13 protein-coding genes are annotated in these 18,865 nt (G+C 72.2%); 7 read left to right on the top strand and 6 right to left on the bottom strand.

Going from position 1 to position 18,865, the window contains the following annotated elements:
- Nucleotides 1–182 precede the first annotated feature (182 nt).
- The 6 genes from AB4091_RS01230 to AB4091_RS01205 all read right to left on the bottom strand — a co-directional run bounded on the left by AB4091_RS01230 (nucleotide 183) and on the right by AB4091_RS01205 (nucleotide 11,273).
- Nucleotides 183–2,885 (bottom strand): family 78 glycoside hydrolase catalytic domain, encoded by a 2,703-nt coding sequence (locus AB4091_RS01230; protein ID WP_442289907.1) that lies wholly within the window; start codon nucleotides 2,883–2,885, stop codon nucleotides 183–185.
- The gene (locus AB4091_RS01225; RefSeq protein ID WP_442289906.1) at nucleotides 2,882–5,515 is read right to left on the bottom strand and encodes a family 78 glycoside hydrolase catalytic domain; all 2,634 of its coding nucleotides are present in this window, start codon (nucleotides 5,513–5,515) and stop codon (nucleotides 2,882–2,884) included. The genes AB4091_RS01230 and AB4091_RS01225 overlap by 4 nt, the downstream gene beginning before the upstream one ends.
- Nucleotides 5,516–5,562: 47 nt before the next feature.
- Nucleotides 5,563–6,612, bottom strand: coding sequence for an oligopeptide/dipeptide ABC transporter ATP-binding protein (locus tag AB4091_RS01220; RefSeq protein WP_442289905.1), 1,050 nt, complete (start codon nucleotides 6,610–6,612; stop codon nucleotides 5,563–5,565).
- A complete protein-coding gene (locus tag AB4091_RS01215) occupies nucleotides 6,609–8,663 on the bottom strand; it encodes a dipeptide/oligopeptide/nickel ABC transporter permease/ATP-binding protein (RefSeq protein WP_442289904.1) in 2,055 nt (684 codons plus the stop codon). Before AB4091_RS01215 ends, AB4091_RS01220 begins: the two co-directional genes overlap by 4 nt.
- Entirely contained in the window at nucleotides 8,660–9,601 is a 942-nt protein-coding gene (locus AB4091_RS01210; RefSeq protein ID WP_442289903.1) for an ABC transporter permease, read from the bottom strand. Before AB4091_RS01210 ends, AB4091_RS01215 begins: the two co-directional genes overlap by 4 nt.
- 121 nt (nucleotides 9,602–9,722) lie before the next feature.
- Nucleotides 9,723–11,273, bottom strand: a complete 1,551-nt coding sequence (locus AB4091_RS01205) for an ABC transporter substrate-binding protein (RefSeq protein WP_442289902.1) — start codon at nucleotides 11,271–11,273, stop codon at nucleotides 9,723–9,725.
- Between the two features lie 258 nt (nucleotides 11,274–11,531).
- On the opposite strand from AB4091_RS01205, the gene AB4091_RS01200 reads away from it, so the two are divergent.
- From AB4091_RS01200 to AB4091_RS01170, 7 genes are all read left to right on the top strand, one after another.
- Complete coding sequence (locus AB4091_RS01200) at nucleotides 11,532–12,356, top strand: IclR family transcriptional regulator (protein WP_442289901.1); 825 nt, start codon at nucleotides 11,532–11,534, stop codon at nucleotides 12,354–12,356.
- A gap of 148 nt (nucleotides 12,357–12,504) precedes the next feature.
- Nucleotides 12,505–13,470, top strand: coding sequence for an alpha/beta hydrolase (locus AB4091_RS01195; RefSeq protein WP_442289900.1), 966 nt, complete (start codon nucleotides 12,505–12,507; stop codon nucleotides 13,468–13,470).
- Complete coding sequence (locus AB4091_RS01190) at nucleotides 13,470–15,008, top strand: family 43 glycosylhydrolase (RefSeq protein ID WP_442290291.1); 1,539 nt, start codon at nucleotides 13,470–13,472, stop codon at nucleotides 15,006–15,008. The genes AB4091_RS01195 and AB4091_RS01190 overlap by 1 nt, the downstream gene beginning before the upstream one ends.
- A 96-nt stretch (nucleotides 15,009–15,104) precedes the next feature.
- Complete coding sequence (locus tag AB4091_RS01185) at nucleotides 15,105–15,659, top strand: quercetin 2,3-dioxygenase (RefSeq protein ID WP_442289899.1); 555 nt, start codon at nucleotides 15,105–15,107, stop codon at nucleotides 15,657–15,659.
- Nucleotides 15,660–15,669: 10 nt separating this feature from the next.
- Nucleotides 15,670–16,611 carry an alpha/beta hydrolase fold domain-containing protein gene (locus AB4091_RS01180; protein WP_442289898.1) on the top strand — a complete coding sequence of 314 codons (942 nt, stop codon included), beginning with the start codon at nucleotides 15,670–15,672 and terminating at the stop codon, nucleotides 16,609–16,611.
- Nucleotides 16,611–17,462: a fumarylacetoacetate hydrolase family protein gene (locus AB4091_RS01175; RefSeq protein ID WP_442289897.1), complete on the top strand. Its 852-nt coding sequence runs from the start codon at nucleotides 16,611–16,613 to the stop codon at nucleotides 17,460–17,462. Before AB4091_RS01180 ends, AB4091_RS01175 begins: the two co-directional genes overlap by 1 nt.
- Nucleotides 17,459–18,712 (top strand): DUF3500 domain-containing protein, encoded by a 1,254-nt coding sequence (locus AB4091_RS01170; protein ID WP_442289896.1) that lies wholly within the window; start codon nucleotides 17,459–17,461, stop codon nucleotides 18,710–18,712. Before AB4091_RS01175 ends, AB4091_RS01170 begins: the two co-directional genes overlap by 4 nt.
- Nucleotides 18,713–18,865 lie beyond the last annotated feature (153 nt).

The following is an 18,865-nucleotide window of genomic DNA, read 5'->3' as shown; positions in this document are numbered from 1 at the left end:
CGAGGGCGGGCTTGGACTCAGGCACCCCTCCACGAGTACCGGTCGTCCGTTGTGACGACACCCCTTGTCGGTGCGCCGTCACTTCCTAGGACGATCGAGGAGGCAGATCATGACAGCATTTTCGCCCCCTGCGGGGATTGCTTCGAGAGGAGGCCGCCCCAGGATCGCGGGCCAGGTCCTGGTCAGGGGCTGTCATCGGCGCTGAAGAAGAGCGGGGGCTTCTCGACCGGCACCGGCTTGTCGATCGTCGCGCTGAACGAGTGCCGCCCCGACCCGACCTCAACGGCCGCGCAGCCGTCAGGGAGGACGACCTGCGCGGTCGTGTTCGGCGGGACGGTGACCTCCAGCGTGAACGCCGTCCCGCTGGACAGCGTCCACGCGACCGCGGCTCTGCCGTAAGGGGTCTCGTGCGTCGCTGAGGCGGACGTCACCCCGGGCCCCGGACGAGGTCGCACGTGCAGCCGTCGGTAGCCGGGCGCGGCGGGCGCGAGGCCCGCCACCGTCCGGTGCAGCCAGTCCGCCACAGCGCCGAACGCGTAGTGGTTGAACGACGTCATGTCGCCGGGGTTGATGGAGCCGTCCGGGAGCATCGAGTCCCAACGCTCCCAGATCGTCGTGGCACCCATGCTGACCGGGTAGAGCCACGACGGGTTCTCGCGCTGCAGCAGCAGCTCGTACGCCGTCGCGAGCTCACCCGCGTTCGTCAGCGCGTCCGTCACCAGCGGCGTACCGAGGAACCCGCTCGCGATGTGGAAGCCGTCCTTGAGCACCTGCTCGGCCAGCAGGCTGCCGGCGTGCTCGCGCTGCTGGGGCGTGAGCAGGTCGAACTCCAGGGCGAGCGCATACGCGGTCTGTGACGGGAAGGCCACCCGGCCGGTGGGCGTCACGTACTCCGTCCGGAACCGGGCCGCGGCCTGCTCCGCCAGATCGGCGTACCTCGTGCCGTTGCGCCCGAGCACCTCGGCGGCCTGCGCCACGGTGCGCGCAGAGCGCGCCAGGTACGCGACCGCGACGCACTGCCACGGCGTCCTGGCCGCGGCCGGGTTGTCGGGCGGGGCGGCGGTGTCCAGCCAGTCACCGAAGGAGAACCCGCCCTCCGGGAAGTCGAGGTCCGCGCCGGCCCGCTGCTCGAAGACGTCGATCCAGGCGGTCATCGACGCCCACTGTTCGGCGAGCAGCCCGGCGTCACCGGTGCGCTCGTAGAGCACCCACGGCACGACGACGGCGGCGTCGCCCCAGCCGACGTCGGCCGCCAGCGGGAAGGGCAGCAGCTCGAGGAACGGGACGAACATCGGCACCACCCCGGCGTGGTCCTCGAGCTGCTCGACCGCGAGGTCCGCCAGCCAGGACTGCAGCATCCCGGAGGCGTCGAAGAGGAACGACGCCGAGGGCGCGAAGACCTGCAGGTCGCCGGTCCAGCCCAGTCGCTCGTCGCGCTGCGGGCAGTCGGTGGGCAGGTCGACGAAGTTGCCGCGCATGCCCCACACGACGTTCTCGTGGAGGCGCTCGACGTCGGGGTCCGAGCAGCTGAAGGTGCCCGTGCGCCGCAGGTCCGTGTGGACCACGACGGCTTCCAGGGCATCGGCCGTCAGCTCACCGGGCCAGCCGGTGACCTCCGCGTAGCGGAAGCCGTGGAAGGTGAAGCGCGGCTCCCAGCTGCGCGGTCCGTTCCCGTCGAGCACCACGACGTCGGTCGCGTCCGCGGCGCGCAGCGGCCGCACCCCCAGCTCGCCGTGCTCGAGCACCTCGGCGTGCCGGACCGTGATCTCGGTGCCGGCCGGGCCGTCGGGCAGGGCGAGGCGGACCCAGCCGACGAGGTTCTGGCCGAAGTCCACCAGCGTCCTTCCCGACGGCGAGGTGGAGACCTGCTGCACCGGCAGGGTCTGGACGCGTCGCACCGGCGGCCCCGTCGGCGCGACGAGAGTGGACACGTCGAGCGACCCGACGTCGACCGGCGTCCAGGCCCCGTCGGCGAACCCCGGGGACGACCAGCCGGTGAGCTCGCGCCGGAAGTCGACGGTCTCGCCCTTGTAGAGGTCGGCTCGCGTCTCGGCGCCGAGGGTGGAGCGCCACGAGCCGTCCGTCGTGACGACGGTGCGGGTGCCGTCCGGGTGCTCCACCTCCAGCTGCGCGAAGGCGCCGGTCCGGTCTCCGTAGAGCTCACGCTTGCCGGTGAACCCGAGGTACCCGCGGTACCAGCCGTCGGCGAGGCTGATCCCCAGGACGTGACGGCCCGGGCCGAGCAGCGACGTGACGTCGTAGGTCTGGTAGCGCAGCCGGTGTCGGTAGCTCGTCCACCCCGGCGCCAGCACCTGGTCGCCGACGACGGCTCCGTCGAGCTGCGCCTCGTACACACCCTGCGCGGTCGCGTAGAGGCGCGCGCGCACGACGGGCTGGTGCAGGTCGAACTCGCGGCGCAGCACGGCCACCGGCTCACCCGTGTCGCCGGCCTCGGGCAGCACCGGGCGCACCAGCTGCGCCGTCCAGTCGGACGCGTCGAGGAGCCCCGCCTCCACCACGGTGTCCTGGCTCCACGGCGACGGCTCGGCGGCGCCCTCCCCCCAGACGCGTACGCGGACGGCCCGCCGCTCGCGGCTGGACAGCGGCGGCGCCCCCCACGCGACGAGCACCGACTCGGCCGTCTCGACCCGACCGGACGTCCAGACGGCGCCGCGCTCCGGCTCGACCTGCACCTCGTAGGCAGCCTGTCGCCAGCTCGGTGCGTCGGTCTTCGTGACCCAGGACATCCGCGGCGTGGGCTCCCCGATGCCGATCGGCTCCCGGTGGTGCTCGACGGTGACTGGCTGGACGGTCAGGTCGCTGGTGCCTCGCTCCCCTTCAGACGCCACGGCGCCCGAAGGTGAGCTGGTCGCGGTCGTCGTCACTGTCGGGTCTCCTCGTCGATCGTGCAGGTGAAGTCGTGCTGGCCCGGGCCGGTCAGGCGTGTGCTGCCGTCGGGCAGCACGACTTCTGCCTCCGTCCCGGCCGGGACGAGCACGTGCAGGCTGAAGGCGCCGCCGGACAGTCGCCACGCGGATTCGATCCGCCCGTAGGGGCACTCGTGGGCCGCCTCGGCATGGGTGAGCCCGCCTCCGGGGCGGGGCCGCACGCGGAACCGCCGGTAGGCCGGCTCGACCTGCTCGATGCCCGCGGTGTAGTGGTGCAGGAACGAGATGACGGCGCCCTTCGAGTAGTGGTTGAGCGACTCGTGCGCCACCCCGTCGGCCGAGATGCCGTCCCACCGCTCCCAGACGGTGTTCGCTCCCCGGTCGACCATGACGAGCCAGCCCGGCTCGCCGTCCTGGAGCAGCAGCTCGTAGGCGACGTCGAGGTGCCCGGTGTCCGCGAGGACCGGCAGCAGGTGCGGCGTGGCGAGGAAGCCGGTGCCGAGGTGGCCGTCGGCCTTGCGGATGAGCTCGACCAGACGCTCTCCGACCTCCTGGCGCAGACCACCGGGCACGAGGTCGAACGCCAGCGCCCGCACGTGGTTGGCCTGGGTGTCGGGGGTGAGCCTCCCTTGTGCGTCGAGGTACTCGGCCTGCCAGGCGCTCCGCACCTGCTCGCTCAGCGTGGCGTAGCGGGTGGCGTCCTCGTCCCTGCCGAGGACGCCGGCGATGCGCGCCATCAGCCCTGCGCTGTGCGCGTAGAAGGCGGTGGCGACGTCGCCCTTGTCGGCGGCGACGAACTGGTCCATCGGGCCGGGCCCGTCGCCGGGCTCGAGCCACTCCCCCCAGTGGAACCCGGTGTCCCAGAGGTACTGCTCGTGGGGAGCGGGCTCGGGTCGCGCTGCAGCGCGCCCCGGGTGCCGCTGCTCACGCGCCATCCGTTCGGTGCGGTCCATCCAGCGCACCATGGTCGGCCACAGCTCCGCGAGGAGCTGTTCGTCGGCGTACGCGCGGTAGATCTCCCACGGCACGATCACGGCGGCATCTCCCCAGCCCGCCGACCCGTTGAGGAACGCGATGGGGCCGTCGCGGCCCTCGTGTGCCGGGGTCGGGCTGACGTTGGCGATCGTGCCGTCGGGCCACTGCGCGACGGCGACGTCCCGCAGCCACTTCGTCGACAGTCCGGCGACGTCGTAGAGGAACGCGGCAGTCGGCACGTACAGCTGCCAGTCGCCTGTCCACCCGTGCCGCTCGCGGTGCGGGCAGTCGGTCGGGATGTCGCAGGCGTTCCCGCGGAAGCTGCGCACCGCCGCGTCGTGGAACCTGTCGAGCCGCTCGTCGCTGCTCGAGAACCAGCCCGTACGCCGCATGTCGGTGTGCACGAACACACCGCGCACGTCGTCGACGGTGAGCACGTTGGGGTGGCCCTCGATGCGGACGTACTGGAAGCCGTGGGTGGTGCGGCGAGGTTCGAAGACGTCGGCCGGCTGTCCGGAGGAGACCACGCGGTCGACCTGTCCGGCCGGCAGGGGGTGTGGCAGGAAGGGCAGGTCGGGCTCGAGGTTGTGCACGGTGACGTCACCCTCGGCGTCGAGTCGTTCACCGTGCGTGAGGGTGGTCGTCGTCCCGGCCGGACCGAGGTTCCGCAGCCGCACCCACCCGTTGATGTTCTGGCCGAGGTCGACGACCTGGCGGCCGTCGGGAAGCCGGTTCACCGAGACCGGCACCATCTCCTCGACACCGCGCACGGGCGGTGCGGGCGAGTCGACCAGGCCGCCGAAGCCGTGGTCGACGACGATGACGTCGTCCCACCCGGCGTCGTCGAACCGGGGCGACGTCCAGCCGCGAGGCAACCGGTTGAGGTCCCACTGCTCGCCCGCGATGAGGTCGGCGGCGACGACGTGACCCAGTGAGCTGCGCCAGCCGTCGCCGGTGCCCAGGACGGTGACAGTGCCGTCGTCGTGGGTGAGGTGCAGCTGGGCCAGGAGGGCGAGCCGGGCGCCCCACTGGTCCGCGGCACGCGTGACACCGGTCTGCCCGCGGAACCAGCCGTCGGCGAGCAGGACGCCGAGCGCGTTGCGCCCGTGGGTCAGCGCGCCGGTCAGGTCGTACGTCTGCACCTGCAGCCGCTCGTCGTACTGCGTGTAGCCGGGTGTCAGCTCGGCGTCGCCGACGCGCCTGCCGTTCACGAACGCCTCGTACAGGCCCTGCGCCGTTGCGTGCAGTCGGGCCGAGACGACCGGGCGTTCGACGTCGAACTCGAAGCGCAGCAGCGCGGCCGCTCGCTCCCCCGGCGCTCCCTCGGGCATCCGGCCGGGCTCGACCCACGAGACGGCCCAGTCGTCAGTCCAGAGCAGACCGGTCTCGAACCAGGCCGCGGCAGAGACGGCGCTCTCGCCGAGGTCGGTCTGCAGCGCCACCCGCCACTCGACCCGTTGGCCGGAGTCGAGCGGCGGTCCGCTGTAGGGCACCAGCAGGCTGCGGTCGCTCTCGACCCATCCCGAGTCCCAGCCGTTGTCTGCGGTGATCCGGTACGCGTGCTGCCGGCGAGCGCCGTCGGGGAGCCTCCACGACAGCCGAGGCGCTGTCGTCCGGATGCCGAGGGGCAGGTCCAGGTGCTCGACGCGCAACGCGTGAGGGGCCGAACTCGTCTGCGTTTCAGCCGTTTTCGGCGCGGTCACGGCTGCGGCACCGTCAGTCGGTCGAGCAGCTGCGGCACCCGCTCGGCGTGGTGACACGCCGCTGACGTGCCGTCGACGGGTCTGAGTGGGGGCCGCTGCTCGTGGCAGACGTCGGTCGCCAGCGGGCAGCGCGGCGCGAACGGGCACCCGCCCGGTGCCGGCTGTGCCGTCCCGGCGGAGCCGATGCCGAGCGCCTCGCGGGCGACCCGGCGGGAGGCCTGTTCGGCGGGTCGGGGCACCGGCGCGGCCGCCGTCAGCGCGGCGGTGTACGGGTGCCGGGAGTGCGAGTTCACGGCTTCGACCGGGCCGGTCTCCATGACCTGGCCGCGGTAGAGCACGACCGACCGCTGCGCGAGGAAGCGGACCACCCCGAGGTCGTGGGCGATGAAGAGGAACGCGAGCCCACGCTGGTCGCGCAGGTCGGCCAGCAGGTTGAGCACCTGAGCCTGCGTGGACAGGTCGAGGGCCGACACCGGCTCGTCGAGCACGACGACCTTGGGGTCGCAGACCAGGGCACGCGCGATGGCGATCCGCTGGCGCTGGCCTCCCGAGAACTGGGTCGGGTAGCGGTCGACGGCGTCGCCGGGAAGGCCCACGGACTCCAGACCGGCTCGAGCCTTCGCCCACGCCTCCGCACCCTTCAGACCCATGAGCCGCAGCGGCTCGACGAGCGTCTGGCCGATGGTGCGTGCCGGGTTGAGCGAGGAGTACGGGTCCTGGAACACCACCCGCAGGTCGGCCACGAGCCGGCTGCGCTGCTTGAGCGACAGGGACGTGATGTCTCGCCCGTGCAACGTCACCGTGCCGCCGGCCGGCGGATGGAGACCGAGGACCGCCTTGCCGATCGTGGACTTGCCGGAGCCTGACTCGCCCACGACCCCGAGCGTCTCGCCGGGCCAGATGTCGAAGCTGACGCCGTCGACGGCCGGGGGCGTGCTGCGGCCCCTGCGACCCGAGCCGTAGCGGACCACGAGGTCGCGGACCTCGAGGACCGGAGCGGTGGCATCCGCCAGTGCTGTGGTGGCAGGAGCACTGGTGGCGGTCATGACGAGACTCCAGCGGTCGGGGGTGTGGGCGAGGGCGTTTCCGACCGAGCCGGAGCGGTCGGCGGGACCTGCCGCTCCCTCAGGCCGTGCGCGGGCTCGGCTGCGGTGTCGTCGGCGTCCCACGTGACGTGGTCGCGGGCAAGCTCGTCGACGCGGACGCAGCGCACGACGCCGCCGTCGTGGGCCGGCAGCACCGCGAACGGTTCGTGGCACTGTGCCTGCGCGAACTGGCACCGGGTCGCGAAGCGGCACCCGGTCGGCCACGAGCCCGGTGGGGGCACGGTGCCGGGGATCGACGCGAGCCGCACCGGCACGGAGACACCCTCGGGAACGTGCGGGTTGGCCCCGAGCAGCGCCATCGTGTACGGGTGGGCGGCGTCGTCGAGAACGGCTGCGGCAGAGCCGGATTCGACGACCTCGCCGGCATACATGACCACCACGTCGTCGCAGATGTCGGCGACCACGCCGAGGTCGTGGCTGACGACGACCACCGACAGGCCGGTGTCGCGTACGAGCGCCCGAAGCAGCGAGAGGATCTCCGCCTGCACGGTGACGTCGAGCGCCGTCGTCGGCTCGTCGGCGATGAGCAGCTTCGGCTCACCGGTCAGGGCGAGCGCGATGCAGACTCGCTGGGCCATGCCACCGGACAGCTGGTGCGGGTAGCTCTTGAGCACACGCTCGGCGTCGACGATGCCGACACGCCTCAACAGGTCTGCGGCGATGGTCTTCGCCTCGGCCCGACCCACGCCACGGAAGCGACGGATCGGCTGGGTCAGCTGGTAGGCGATGGAGAACATCGGGTCGAGCGCGACCATCGGTTCCTGGGAGATCATCGAGATGTCGCGGCCCCGGACACCCTTGAACTGCTGTGCGAGACCGACGAGCTCCCGGCCCTGCCAGAGGATCGATCCGCCGGCCACCGAGACGCCGTCGGGCAGCAGGCCCAGCAGCGAGCGGGCCGTCATCGTCTTGCCGCAGCCGGACTCGCCGACGAGCCCCAGCACGCGACCCGGCCGCAGCGCGAAGTCGACGCCCGTGACCAGCTGCGGTCCGTCGTCGACGGCGATCGACAGCTCGCGCACCTCCAGGACGGCGTCGGGGTCCGCCGCGGGCCACGTCGACGACGAGACGATGCGCGTCCGGCGCCGCGGGACGGCGTTCTCCGCGGTGGCCTTGCCCGCGATCGCGTCGGCCAGCTCGTTGACCGCGACGACCGTCAGCGCGAGCACGAGGCCGGTGGGCACCATCAGCCACGGGGCGTCGTAGATGTGCTGCGACGCCGTCTGGATCATGACGCCCCAGCTCGGCTCGGGCTCGGCCGGACCGAAGCCCAGGAAGGCCAGACCGGACTGGATGAGCAGGGCGATGCCGAAGAGCTGCGCCGCCTGCACGGCGATGACCGTGGCCATGCCGGGGAGGACGTGCCGCAGGTTGACGGCCAGCGAGCCCAGGCCGTTGACGCGGGCCGCGTCGACGTAGAGCCGCTGGCGCACCGACTGCGCGACGCCGAGCATGATCCGGTAGACGACGGCCGAGATCATCACGCCGAGGATCGCCATGACGAGGTAGATCTTGATGCCGACGACGCCGATGACGGCGAGCAGCAGGATCGTCGAGGGCAGGGCCATGACGATCTCGGTCAGCCGGCTGGTCACCTGCTCGGTGCGCCGGCCGCGCTGCGCGGCCATGAGGGCCAGCGGGATGCCGATGCCGAACGCGACCAGCACCGTGAGGGTGGAGACGAGCAACGGCTCGGCGCCGGCGGAGAAGATCCGGCTGAGGATGTCGCGCCCGTTGGGGTCGGTGCCGAGCCAGTGGGCGGCGGAGGGGCCCTCGAGACGGTGGGCGAGGTCCTGCGCGTCGACCTCGTACGGCCGCCACAGCGGCGCGGTGAAGGAGGCGACGACCACGAAGAGGAGCCAGGCGACACCGAACAGGGCTCCGGGGCGTCGCAGCACCGTGGTCCGCGCCGGGCCCTGAGTCGGGCGCTGCGTCGCGGGAACGGGTTCGGTGGCGACCTCGGCGGCCGCATCGAGTGGCAGGACGCTCATGACGTGCGCACCTTCGGGTCCAGGGCCGCGACGACGACCTCGAGGAGCAGGTTCGTCGCGACGACGACGATCGTCGCGATGACGACCACGCCGACGAGCGCCGGGAGGTCGTGGGAGCTGGAGGCCGCCTGGCTGGCCTGGCCGAGACCGGGCAGGGCGAAGAGGTTCTCGATGATCACCGAACCGCCGAACAGCGCGATGAACTGGATGCCGAGCACCGAGACGACAGGAACGCTCGCGTAGCGCAGGGCGTGCACGTAGCGGATGCGCCACTCGGGCGTGCGCATGGCACGCAGGGTGCGGACGTGCTCCTGCCGCAGCGCCTCGCGCATCCCGGCGCCGGCCGTGCGGGCGATGATCGCCGCGCCGCCGACGGTCAGCGTGAGCACGGGGAGCGCCAGGCTCATCAGCCAGCCGACCGGGTCGTCACCGAAACGCGTGTAGCCGGTCGCGGGCAGCCAGCCGAGCTGGAGCGAGAGCACGTAGACGAGCAGGATGCCGACCCAGAACGCCGGCAGCGAGAGCGCCACCCCGCTGCTCGAGGTGATCAGGCGCCCGAGGCGGCCGCCGCGGACAGCGGCCGTGACCCCGAGCACGATCCCGACGACGCCCGAGAGCAGGGTGGCGAAGAGGGCGATCGAGGCGGTGACGGGCAGGCGGGCGGCCAGGTCCGCGCCGATGTCCTTGCTGTCGATGAGCGACGTGCCGAAGTCGAGCCGCAGCAGGTTCGCGAGGTAGTCGACGAACTGCCGCCACAGGGGCAGGTCCCAGCCGAGCTCGTGGTTGTACTGCGCGATCTGGGCGGCCGTGCCGGAGGGGCCGGCCTTGATGGCTCCGGGGCTGCCGGGAGTGGCGTGCACCAGCAGGAAGCTGATGAGGACGGCGGCCAGCACCGTCAGGACGGCCAGCGCCAGCCGCCGGGAGACAAAGGCGAACATCGCGAGTTCCTCGTCTGGTTGTCGACGGCCGCGGAGGCCGAGGGAGGCTTCGGCCGAGGGGCCTGGGCCGGTGGGCCGGTGGCTGCGTGGGTGCCGCAGCCACCGGCCGGTCGACGAGCGGTCAGCTCGAGGCCTTGAGTGCCTGCAGCACGAGGTAGTTGTTCGTGCCCGCCCAGCTGGGCGCGGCGACCTTGGACGCGTTGTAGCCGGCATACGTGAAGTCCTCGTACACCGGGATGTACCAGCCACTGTTGGTGATCGCGGCGTTGAGGTCCTTCAGGGCCGAGGTCTGCGCGGCCCCCGAGGCTCCGAGCGCCTTGCCGAGCGCCCCCTGGATGGCGGGGTCACTGGCCTTCTGCAGGTTGGCGAAACCGCCGACGACGACGCCGGCCACGAAGCCCGCGGGGTTGCTGCCGACGCTGAAGGGACCGAAGCCGAGGGGCTGCGTCACGGCTGCGGCGAAGACCTGGTCGGTGGAGGTCGCGGTGACGAACTTCAGCGTGACCCCGATCTTCTTCCACTGGTTCTGGATGGCCAGCTCGTCGGCGGTCGGCTGCCCGCCGATGGTGAGGTCGATCGAGAGGTTCGGGTACCCCGCGGTCGCCAGGAGCTGCTTGGCCTTCTCGGGCTGGTAGGCGTACGTGGTGTTGAGCGCCTCGTCGAAGCCGGACGACCCGGACGGGAAGAGCTGTGCGGTCGCCTTCGAGGCCGGGTGCAGGTCCTTGACGATGGCCTGGCGGTCGGTGCCGTAGCTCAGTGCGAGACGGACGTTGGGGTCCTTGAAGGCCGGGTTGGTCTTGCCGAGCTTGTCGAAGACGGGGAAGCCGACGATGACACCGCCGACCTTCGTGGTCTTCTGCTTGGAGTCGACGAGGGCCACGGTGGTCTGGTCGAGCTGCCACGCCACGTCGGCCTGTCCGGAGACGACGGCGTTCGCGAGGGCCTGGGGGTCGGTGATGACCTTGTAGACGATCGTGTCGAAGGCCCAGTCCTTGGCGCTCCACGCCTTGGCGTTCTTGACGACCTGATACGTGCTGCCCTTGGTCGTCTTGCCCGTGTCCAGGGTGTACGGCCCCGAGCCGTCGGGCGCCGTGGCCAGCGAGTCGCGCTTCTCGACCGCGTTGGCGCCCACGATGATGCCGCTGGTGTCCGCGAGGGCATCCTGGCCGCTGGCCTGCGGCTGCGCCCAGGTGATGACGACCGTCTTCGGGTCCGGGGCCGCCACGTCCTTGATCTCCTGCGTGCCGCCCTTGCCGAGGGTGCCGTTGATGAGGAGCTTGGGGTTGCTGCGCTGGTCGAGGTTCTTCTTCACCAGGGTCGAGTCGAGCTTCGAGCCGTCGGTGAAGGTGACGCCGTCCTTGAGGGTCAGGGTCAGCTGCGTGTTCGCGGCGTTGTTCTTGAAGTCGGTGACGAGGCTCGGGGCGGCCTTCCCGTCCGCACCCGTGACGAACAGCGCGTCGTACATCGAGGAGAAGAAGGTGAACTGGCCCTGCGAGTAGAGCTGGGGGTCGTAGCCGCTCGGCGCTGCATCGGAGTTGAGCGCCACGGTCACGGCCTTGTTGCCGCTCGCGCTGGCGCCGCCTCCGCCGCTGCCGGCGCCACAGGCCGCGAGCGAGACCACGGCGACACCCGCGGTCAGCGCCAAGGCGGGTCGGGTGATGAGTCGGTTCATGGTTCGGCTCCTTTGCCGGAGATCACGGAGGTCGGGATGGTCGGGCCGCGCGGCGGCCCGGGCACGAAGCGGTGGGCGTCGTGGGCTCCCTTGGCGGGCTGCGTCCACGATGCGGTGCCGCCCCTGCCCGGCGTCACGGCCTTGCCGTTCAATGGAAGACAAGGTGCGTGGAGGGCGCCCTCGAAGACCTCGCCCCGGACCCGCGGCAGGTGCAGAATGCTGACCAATGGAAAACTCCCACGTCCCCCACGCCCACCCGTGACGGAGGCGACCAGCGAGCCGGGACGGGTCCGTGGACGGCGACCACCCCACGGCGACCCCGTCGTCGACCGCGCGTTCGCGCTGCTGGCCGCCTTCGATGCCGCCCACCGGTCGCTCAGCCTCGGCGAGCTGAGCCGCCGCAGCGGCATCCCGACCAGCTCCACGCTGCGGCTGGCCGGGCGGCTCATCGCCTGGGGGGCCCTGGAACGCGGCGACGACGGCCGATTCACGATCGGTGTGCGGCTGTGGGAGGTGGCCTCGCTGGCGCCGCGCGGTCAGGGTCTCAAGCAGGTGGCGCTGCCGTTCATGGGTGACCTCGAGGACGTCACGCGCCAGCACGTGCTGCTCGCGGTCCTCGAGGGCACCGAGGCGCTGCTCGTCGAGCGCCTGTCGGCACACCAGGCCATGGACGTCCTCTACCGGGTCGGCGGTCGCCTTCCCCTCCACTCGACCGGCGTCGGCCTCGTCCTGCTCGCCTTCGCGGAGTCCGAGTTCCAGTCGTCCGTTCTCGACCAGCCGCTCGTGCACCTCCCCGAACGGGTCCCCGTCTCGCCGGCTGCCCTGCGGCGCACGCTCGCCGAGATCCGCCGCGAGGGCCTGGCCACCGTCCGGCGGCGCGCGCCACAGCCGCTGGTGAGCGTGGCCGCCCCGATCTTCGGGGCCGACGACAGGATCAGTGCCGCCCTCTCGGTCGTGGTGCCGCAGGAGAACGCCGAGCCGCGGCTGCTCGGCCCGGCCGTTCGCACCGCTGCTCGCTCCATCTCACGAGGACTGGGCGCGCGCCGCTCCATCGGCAACCTCGAGGCACCCGCCTCCTCCTGACCTTCCCCGGTCTAACCGGGCTGCCCTGTTGGACGGTGTGCCGCTCAATGGCACGGGCATGGGAGCAGGTGCGCCGGTTGGGCACGCTCGAACTGCACCGCGGCAGGCACCCAGCCCGCTGCGGCATACCTTCGACCCAGGAGCGCCCGTGCCGGTCCACCCCGTCGTCTCGTCCAGGTTCCACCTGCTGGAGGGCATCGAGTCCTTCGAGAAGGGGATGGCCGACCCGAGCCTGCGCGCGCGGCTCGACGAGTTCATGTCGATCACCGACGCCCCGGCGCCCCCGACGGTCGCGGTGCGGGAGGACGCAGCACCCGGGCCCCACGGGCCCGTGCCGGTCAGGATCTACACGCCGGCCGACGAAGCGACCGGCCGGCCCAGCCTGGTCTGGCTGCACGGGGGCGCGTTCCGGATGGGCGACCTCGACATGCCCGAGGCCGACTGGACCGCCCGCCAGGTCTGCGAGCGTGCGGGGGCCGTCGTCGTCAGCGTCGACTACCGCCTCTGCGTCGGCGGCGTCACCTTCCCGGTGCCGCACGACGACGTCGTCGCAGCCGTCCGCTGGGTGCGCGACTGCACCGACACCTTGGGTGTCGACGCCGACCGGATCTCGCTGGGCGGCGCGAGCGCGGGCGGGAACCTCGCCACCGGCGCCGCCTTGCGCCTCCGGGACGAGGACGGCTGGGTTCCGGCCGCCCTGCTGCTCGCGTACACCACGTTCCATGCCGTCGTCCCGGCGCCGTCGCTCCGGCTGGCACCGCTGCTGGCCGAGATCCCGCGCCTGCTCCGCTTCCTCCCCGAGGACCGCCGCAGCATCACGGAGAACTACCTCGGTGGCCCGGCGAGCCTCGCCGACGGCTACGCGATGCCGGCCAACGCGGTCCTCGACGGCCTCTGCCCCGCACTGCTGATCAACTCGGAGTACGACGATCTGCGCCCCTCCGCGGAGGCCTTCGCGGGCCTGCTGGCGGCGGCCGGCGTGGACGTGCGCCAGGTCGTTGCGCCCGGGATGCTGCACGGCTTCCTCAACCTGCACGCGGGGGTCGAGGCGGTCGACCGGGCGCTGGGACTCATGGCCGCGGCCGTCCGCGACGGCAATGGCCTACCGCGGTGATGCACACTCCCAATCCACTGCTGCCCGGCTTCAACCCCGATCCGAGCATCGTCCTCGTCGACGGGGTCTACTACCTCGTGACGTCGACGTTCGAGTACCTTCCCGGGCTCCCCGTCCACCGCAGCACGGACCTGGTGCACTGGGAGCCCATCGGCAACGTCGCCACCCGCCCGGAGCAGCTCGACCTGGGGTCGGTGCCCACGCCGGGCGGGGCCTGGGCACCGACGATCCGCCACCGGGACGGCATCTTCTACGTCATCGTCACGGTGATGCTGGGCGGTCGCGGCTGTGTCGTGTTCACCGCCACCGACCCGGCCGGTCCGTGGGACGACGGCACCCCGATCCCGGCCGTCACCGGCATCGACCCCGACCTGGCGTGGGACGACGACGGCACCGCCCTGGTCACGTTCGCCGGCTTCCCGCACCCGATCCGGCAGGTCCGGGTCGACCTCGCCACGGGTGAGGCACTCGAGGAGGTGCGCACCCTCTGGGAGGGCACGGGCCGCTACGCACCGGAGGGCCCGCACCTCCACCGCCGCGGCGAGCACTGGTACCTGCTCGTCGCCGAAGGTGGCACCGATCGTGGCCACGCGGTCAGCATCGCGCGCGGCCCTTCGCCCGCGGGCCCCTGGGAAGCCGACCCCGACAACCCGGTCGTCACCGCCAGCGGCACGGAGAACCCGGTGCAGAACCTGGGCCACGCCGACCTCGTCGAGACGCCCGACGGTGGCACGGCGATGGTGCTGCTGGGCGTGCGGCCGGTGGGCTTCGGCCACGCGTTCTCACCGCTCGGCCGGGAGGCGTTCCTCAGCCCCGTCCGCTGGGTCGACGGCTGGCCACGAGCAGCGCTGGTCACGCCGGCGCCGACGCCGGACGAGGACGTCACCCTCGACCTGGCCGGCCCCGCCGTGCTCACCGATCTGGGCTGGCTGTCGGTGCGCCGCACGCCGTCCGAAGTGGCCGCCGTCGGGGACGACGGGCTGGTGCTCGCCGGCGACGGGAGAGATCTCGACGACGCCGTTCCATGCTTCCTCGGACGCCGACAGCGGCACCTGTCGGCGACGGTCTCGGTGCGGGTCGATGCCTCCGGTGGCCGCGGTGGCCTGGCCGCACGGCACGACGAGATGCACTGGTTCGCGCTGGAGGCCCGTGGCGACGGGGCGGTCACGAGGGTCACCGCCCGGGCGGCCCTCGCCGGCATCGAGCAGACGTGGTCCGTCGACCTCGGTCCCGGGGAGGTGGAGCTCCGGATGAACCTGCTCCGGCCGCCGCACGGGTTCGTGCCGGCAGCGGCGGGTGGCGGCACGGTCACCCTGAGCGCGGTCGGCGACGGTCGGCACGTGCGGCTGGCGGAGTTCGACGGCCGCTACTGGTCGTTCGAGGTCGCCAAGTCCTTCACCGGCCGCGTGCTCGGCCTCTACGCCGTCGAGGGTCGGGTCCGCTTCTCGGAGCTGCGCTACCGCGGCACCGACGGGCCCGGCGAGCCGGGGGCACGCGGTGACGAGCCAGTGCGCACCGGGACGAGCGGCGGCGGATGAGATGGGCGTGCCAACCAATGGCAGTGCACTGGGCCGTCGAGCCCGCCATCCCCGATGCTCGGGGGTGTCGATGCCGACCCGTCCGAGGAGAGCCGCATGAGCTTCGAGTACCTGATCGACCCGTCCAAGGGCCCGCAGTGGAAGGGCGTCCTGCCCGGCAAGCCCCAGCCCTACGTCCTTCGCAAGGGTGAGGGTGAGCACTCCATGCTGTTCGCCGACCTGTTCACGGTGCTGCTGTCGGGCGACGAGACCGAGGGCCAGTTCGGGATCATCACCGCCGACTCGCCCGCCGGCGACATCATCCCGACCCACTCGCACAACGAGACCCACGAGACGTTCTACGTGCTCGACGGCAAGGTGCGGCTCTTCTACCAGGACGACGAGGGCGCCAAGCACTCCGAGCTGCTCACGCCGGGCGACTTCGGGTTCGTCCCCGCCGGCTTCGCCCACGCGTACAAGATCGAGGAGGCGGCCAGGATGATGGGCACCTTGTCCGGCGGGTTCGAGCGCTTCTTCCAGCACATGGGCACCGAGACCGACCACGCGACCACGGAGCAGCCGCCGTTCGTCCCGGACTTCCCGCGGATGGGCGCCGCCGCCCAGCAGCACAACATGCAGTTCCTGCAGGGCTTCGAGTGGCCCGACGCCTGACCGCTGCGCCGTGAGCACTCCCCCGTTTCTACCCCCACCCGCGCACGAGGGCCCATTGCCCGCGGTCCGTGCGGCCTCCGCTGGCACCCGTGTGCTCCCGGGTGTGCCGTATGCCGCCCTGCCCGGACTGCGACCGCTCGAGCTCGACCTCTACCTCCCGCCCGACACCGGGGCGCCGGTGCCGGTGGTGGTCTTCCTGCACGGCGGCGGCTGGCGCCTCGGCAGCCGCCACTCGGCAGGGCCTGCCTACGCGGCGTCGACCCCGTTCGAGCACGTCGCACGGGCCGGTGTCGCCGTGGCGAGCGTCGACTACCGCCTCTCGGGTGAGGCGGTCTGGCCCGCCCAGCTCCACGACGCGAAGGCCGCCGTGCGGTGGCTGCGCTCCCGGTCGGGCGAGCTCGGCATCGATCCCGCGCGGATCGCCGCGTGGGGCGAGTCGGCAGGCGGACACCTCGCCGGGCTGCTCGGCCTGACCGCTGGCACCGATGCGCCCGCCGCACCCGCCGCACAGCTCGAGGGCGAGGTCGGCATCACCGGACCCTCCAGCGCCGTGTCGGCGGTCGTCTCCTGGTACGCCCCGAGCGACGTCGCGGCCGTCGCTGCCGACACGGGCACCGACCCCCTCGACCCCGCCACCCGAGAGGCCTTGCTGCTGGGAGCGCCACCACAGACCGTGCCCGAGCTCGCTTCCCAGGCGAGCCCGATCTCGCACGTCACGGCCGACGCGCCACCTTTCCTGCTGCTGCACGGCAGCGCCGACCGGCTCGTGCCGTGCGTGCAGAGCCGCCGGATGCACGCCGCCCTACGGGCTGCCGGCGTCGAGGCAGAGCTGGGCGAGTACGAGGGCGCAGACCACATGTGGAGAGGCTCGCCCGACGCCGCACGGCTGGCGCTCGATCGAACCACCGACTACCTGAGGCGGCAGCTGGCCGCCCCGACGAAGGACGACTGATGAGGATCGTAGGCATCCGCAGGGACGGCGCCGTGCACGTGGCGGCGCTGTCGCCCGACGGGGAGCAGCTGACGGTGATCGCCGCGCTGGACGAGTTCTGGACCGACCCGTCGGGGCACCTGTCCGCAGAGCCGACGGGCGAGACCCTGCCCGTGACCGGCGTGGAGCTCGTGCCGCCCGTCCTGCCTGGCGCCCGGGTGATCTGCATCGGCCTCAACTACCTCAAGCACGTCGCCGAGGGATCGTTCGCGAACGAGGGCGTGCCGCCCCACCCGACGCTCTTCGCCCGATGGACGCAGTCGCTCACCGTCGACGGTGCCGAGGTGCCGGTCCCCTCCAACGAGGACGGGCTCGACTGGGAGGGCGAGGTGATGGCGTACGTCGGGAGCACCCTCGTGGACGCGACCCCCGAGGAGGCGCTCGCGGCCGTCGTCGGCTACTCGACATTCAACGACCTCACCTCGCGGCGAGCGCAGAAGCTCACGTCGCAGTGGATCCTCGGCAAGAACGGTGACGCCTCCGGCCCGCTGGGACCGCTGGTCCCGGCCGCCGAGGTCGGCGACCTCCGCGACGGCCTGCGGGTCGAGACACGCGTCAACGGCGACGTCGTCCAGAGCGGGCGCACCGACGAGATGGTCTACACCGTCGGTGACACGCTGTCGCTCCTCTCGCACACCCTCACGCTCCGGTCCGGCGACCTGCTGGCCACCGGAACGCCGTCGGGCGTCGGCTACTCCCGAACTCCCCCGTGGCTGCTGCAGCCGGGAGACAAGGTCGAGGTGGAGGTCGAGCGCCTCGGCGTCCTGACGAACCACGTCGTCGACAACTCCGTCCGCGAGGCACGTCGGTGAGCGGCGAGTTCCGCCGCTACCTCTTCGCGCACGACCACCCCCGGGTGGCGGAGGTACGCGGCATGGACCCGTACGCGTACCGCGACCTCGCGGCGACGCCGGGCACCTTCACCGGAGGCCTGGTCGAGGGCTGGAAGCCGCTGTACCTCAAAGACTTCCGCGGGATCACGGAAAGCGGTGCCCTGCGTGACGGCCTCTACCCGCTCACTCCGGCCGAGCCGGGCGAGTCGGCGCCGGTGGCCGAGATGGTCGCGGCGGCGAACGACCTGCTGGCCGCGCTGGACGACAGCGGACGGGAGCGGATCTCCTTCGCGGTCGACGCCGTCGAGTGGCAGACCTGGGCCAACCCCGAGTTCATGCAGTTCGACACCGGCCTGCGACTGGACCTCCAGCCGCCGGTCGTGCGGGAGAAGGCACTGGCGCTGGTGCGCGCGTCGCTCTCGCCCGAGGGCTACGAGCTGACCCACGCGATGATGCGGATCAACGGCTTCCTCGGCGAGGTGGTCGACCTGCCGACGGTGCTCAACGAGTTCAGCTACAACGTCGCCCTCTACGGCGGGCCCGACCTGCACGCGCCGTGGGGCTGGCAGCTGTTCGGCCACCACTGCGCGGTGAACTGCCTCGTCGTCGACGGCCGGATGCTGCTGTCACCGGTCTTCCTCGGCGCGGAGCCCGACGAGATCGACGCGGGGCCGCACGCCGGACTGCGAGACGTCTTCGCCGACCGGATCGCGCTCGGGCTCGGCCTGATGGCCGCCCTCGACGAGGACCAGCGCCGTGCCGCCACGGTCTACGAGAAGATGGTCGACCCCGCGATGCCCGAAGGTCGGGTGCACCCCGGCGACGAGCGGCACCTCGCCGGCGCGTTCCAGGACAACCGGCTGATCCCCTTCGAGGGAGTACGCATCACCGACCTGCCCGCCGAAGCCCAGCGAGCGGCCCGGCAGATCGCCGAGTCCTTCGTGCGGCTGCTGCCCGACGGCCCACGGGCCGCGCGGATGCGCGAGATCGAGGCGCACCTCGACGAGACCTGGTTCTCGTGGATCGGCGGCAGTGCGCCGGGCGACGTCTTCTACTACCGCCTGCAGTCCCCCGTGCTCGTCGCCGAGCTCGACCACCACTGCGGCGTCTTCCTCGACTACGACACCCCGCAGACCTTCCACATCCACACCGTGATGCGCACCCCCCACGGCAACGACTACGGACGCTCGTGGGTGCGGCAGTGGCAGGAGCGCAACGGCGCCGGCTGAGGCCTCCCGAGGCCCACTCGCACTGCCGCTCAATGGAATCGCCCTACGTCGATCGACCGGGGACCCCGGATGCTGGACGAGAGCCGGATGGAGCCCGCAGCTCGCGGAGCCCACGCGCAACGCCCCTCTGCGCCCGCCGTCCTGACGGACGAG

Origin of the sequence: Terrabacter sp. 2RAF25, assembly GCF_052115265.1 — a bacterium.
Taxonomy (GTDB): domain Bacteria; phylum Actinomycetota; class Actinomycetes; order Actinomycetales; family Dermatophilaceae; genus Terrabacter.
This window is presented reverse-complemented; position numbering and strand designations above follow the sequence as displayed.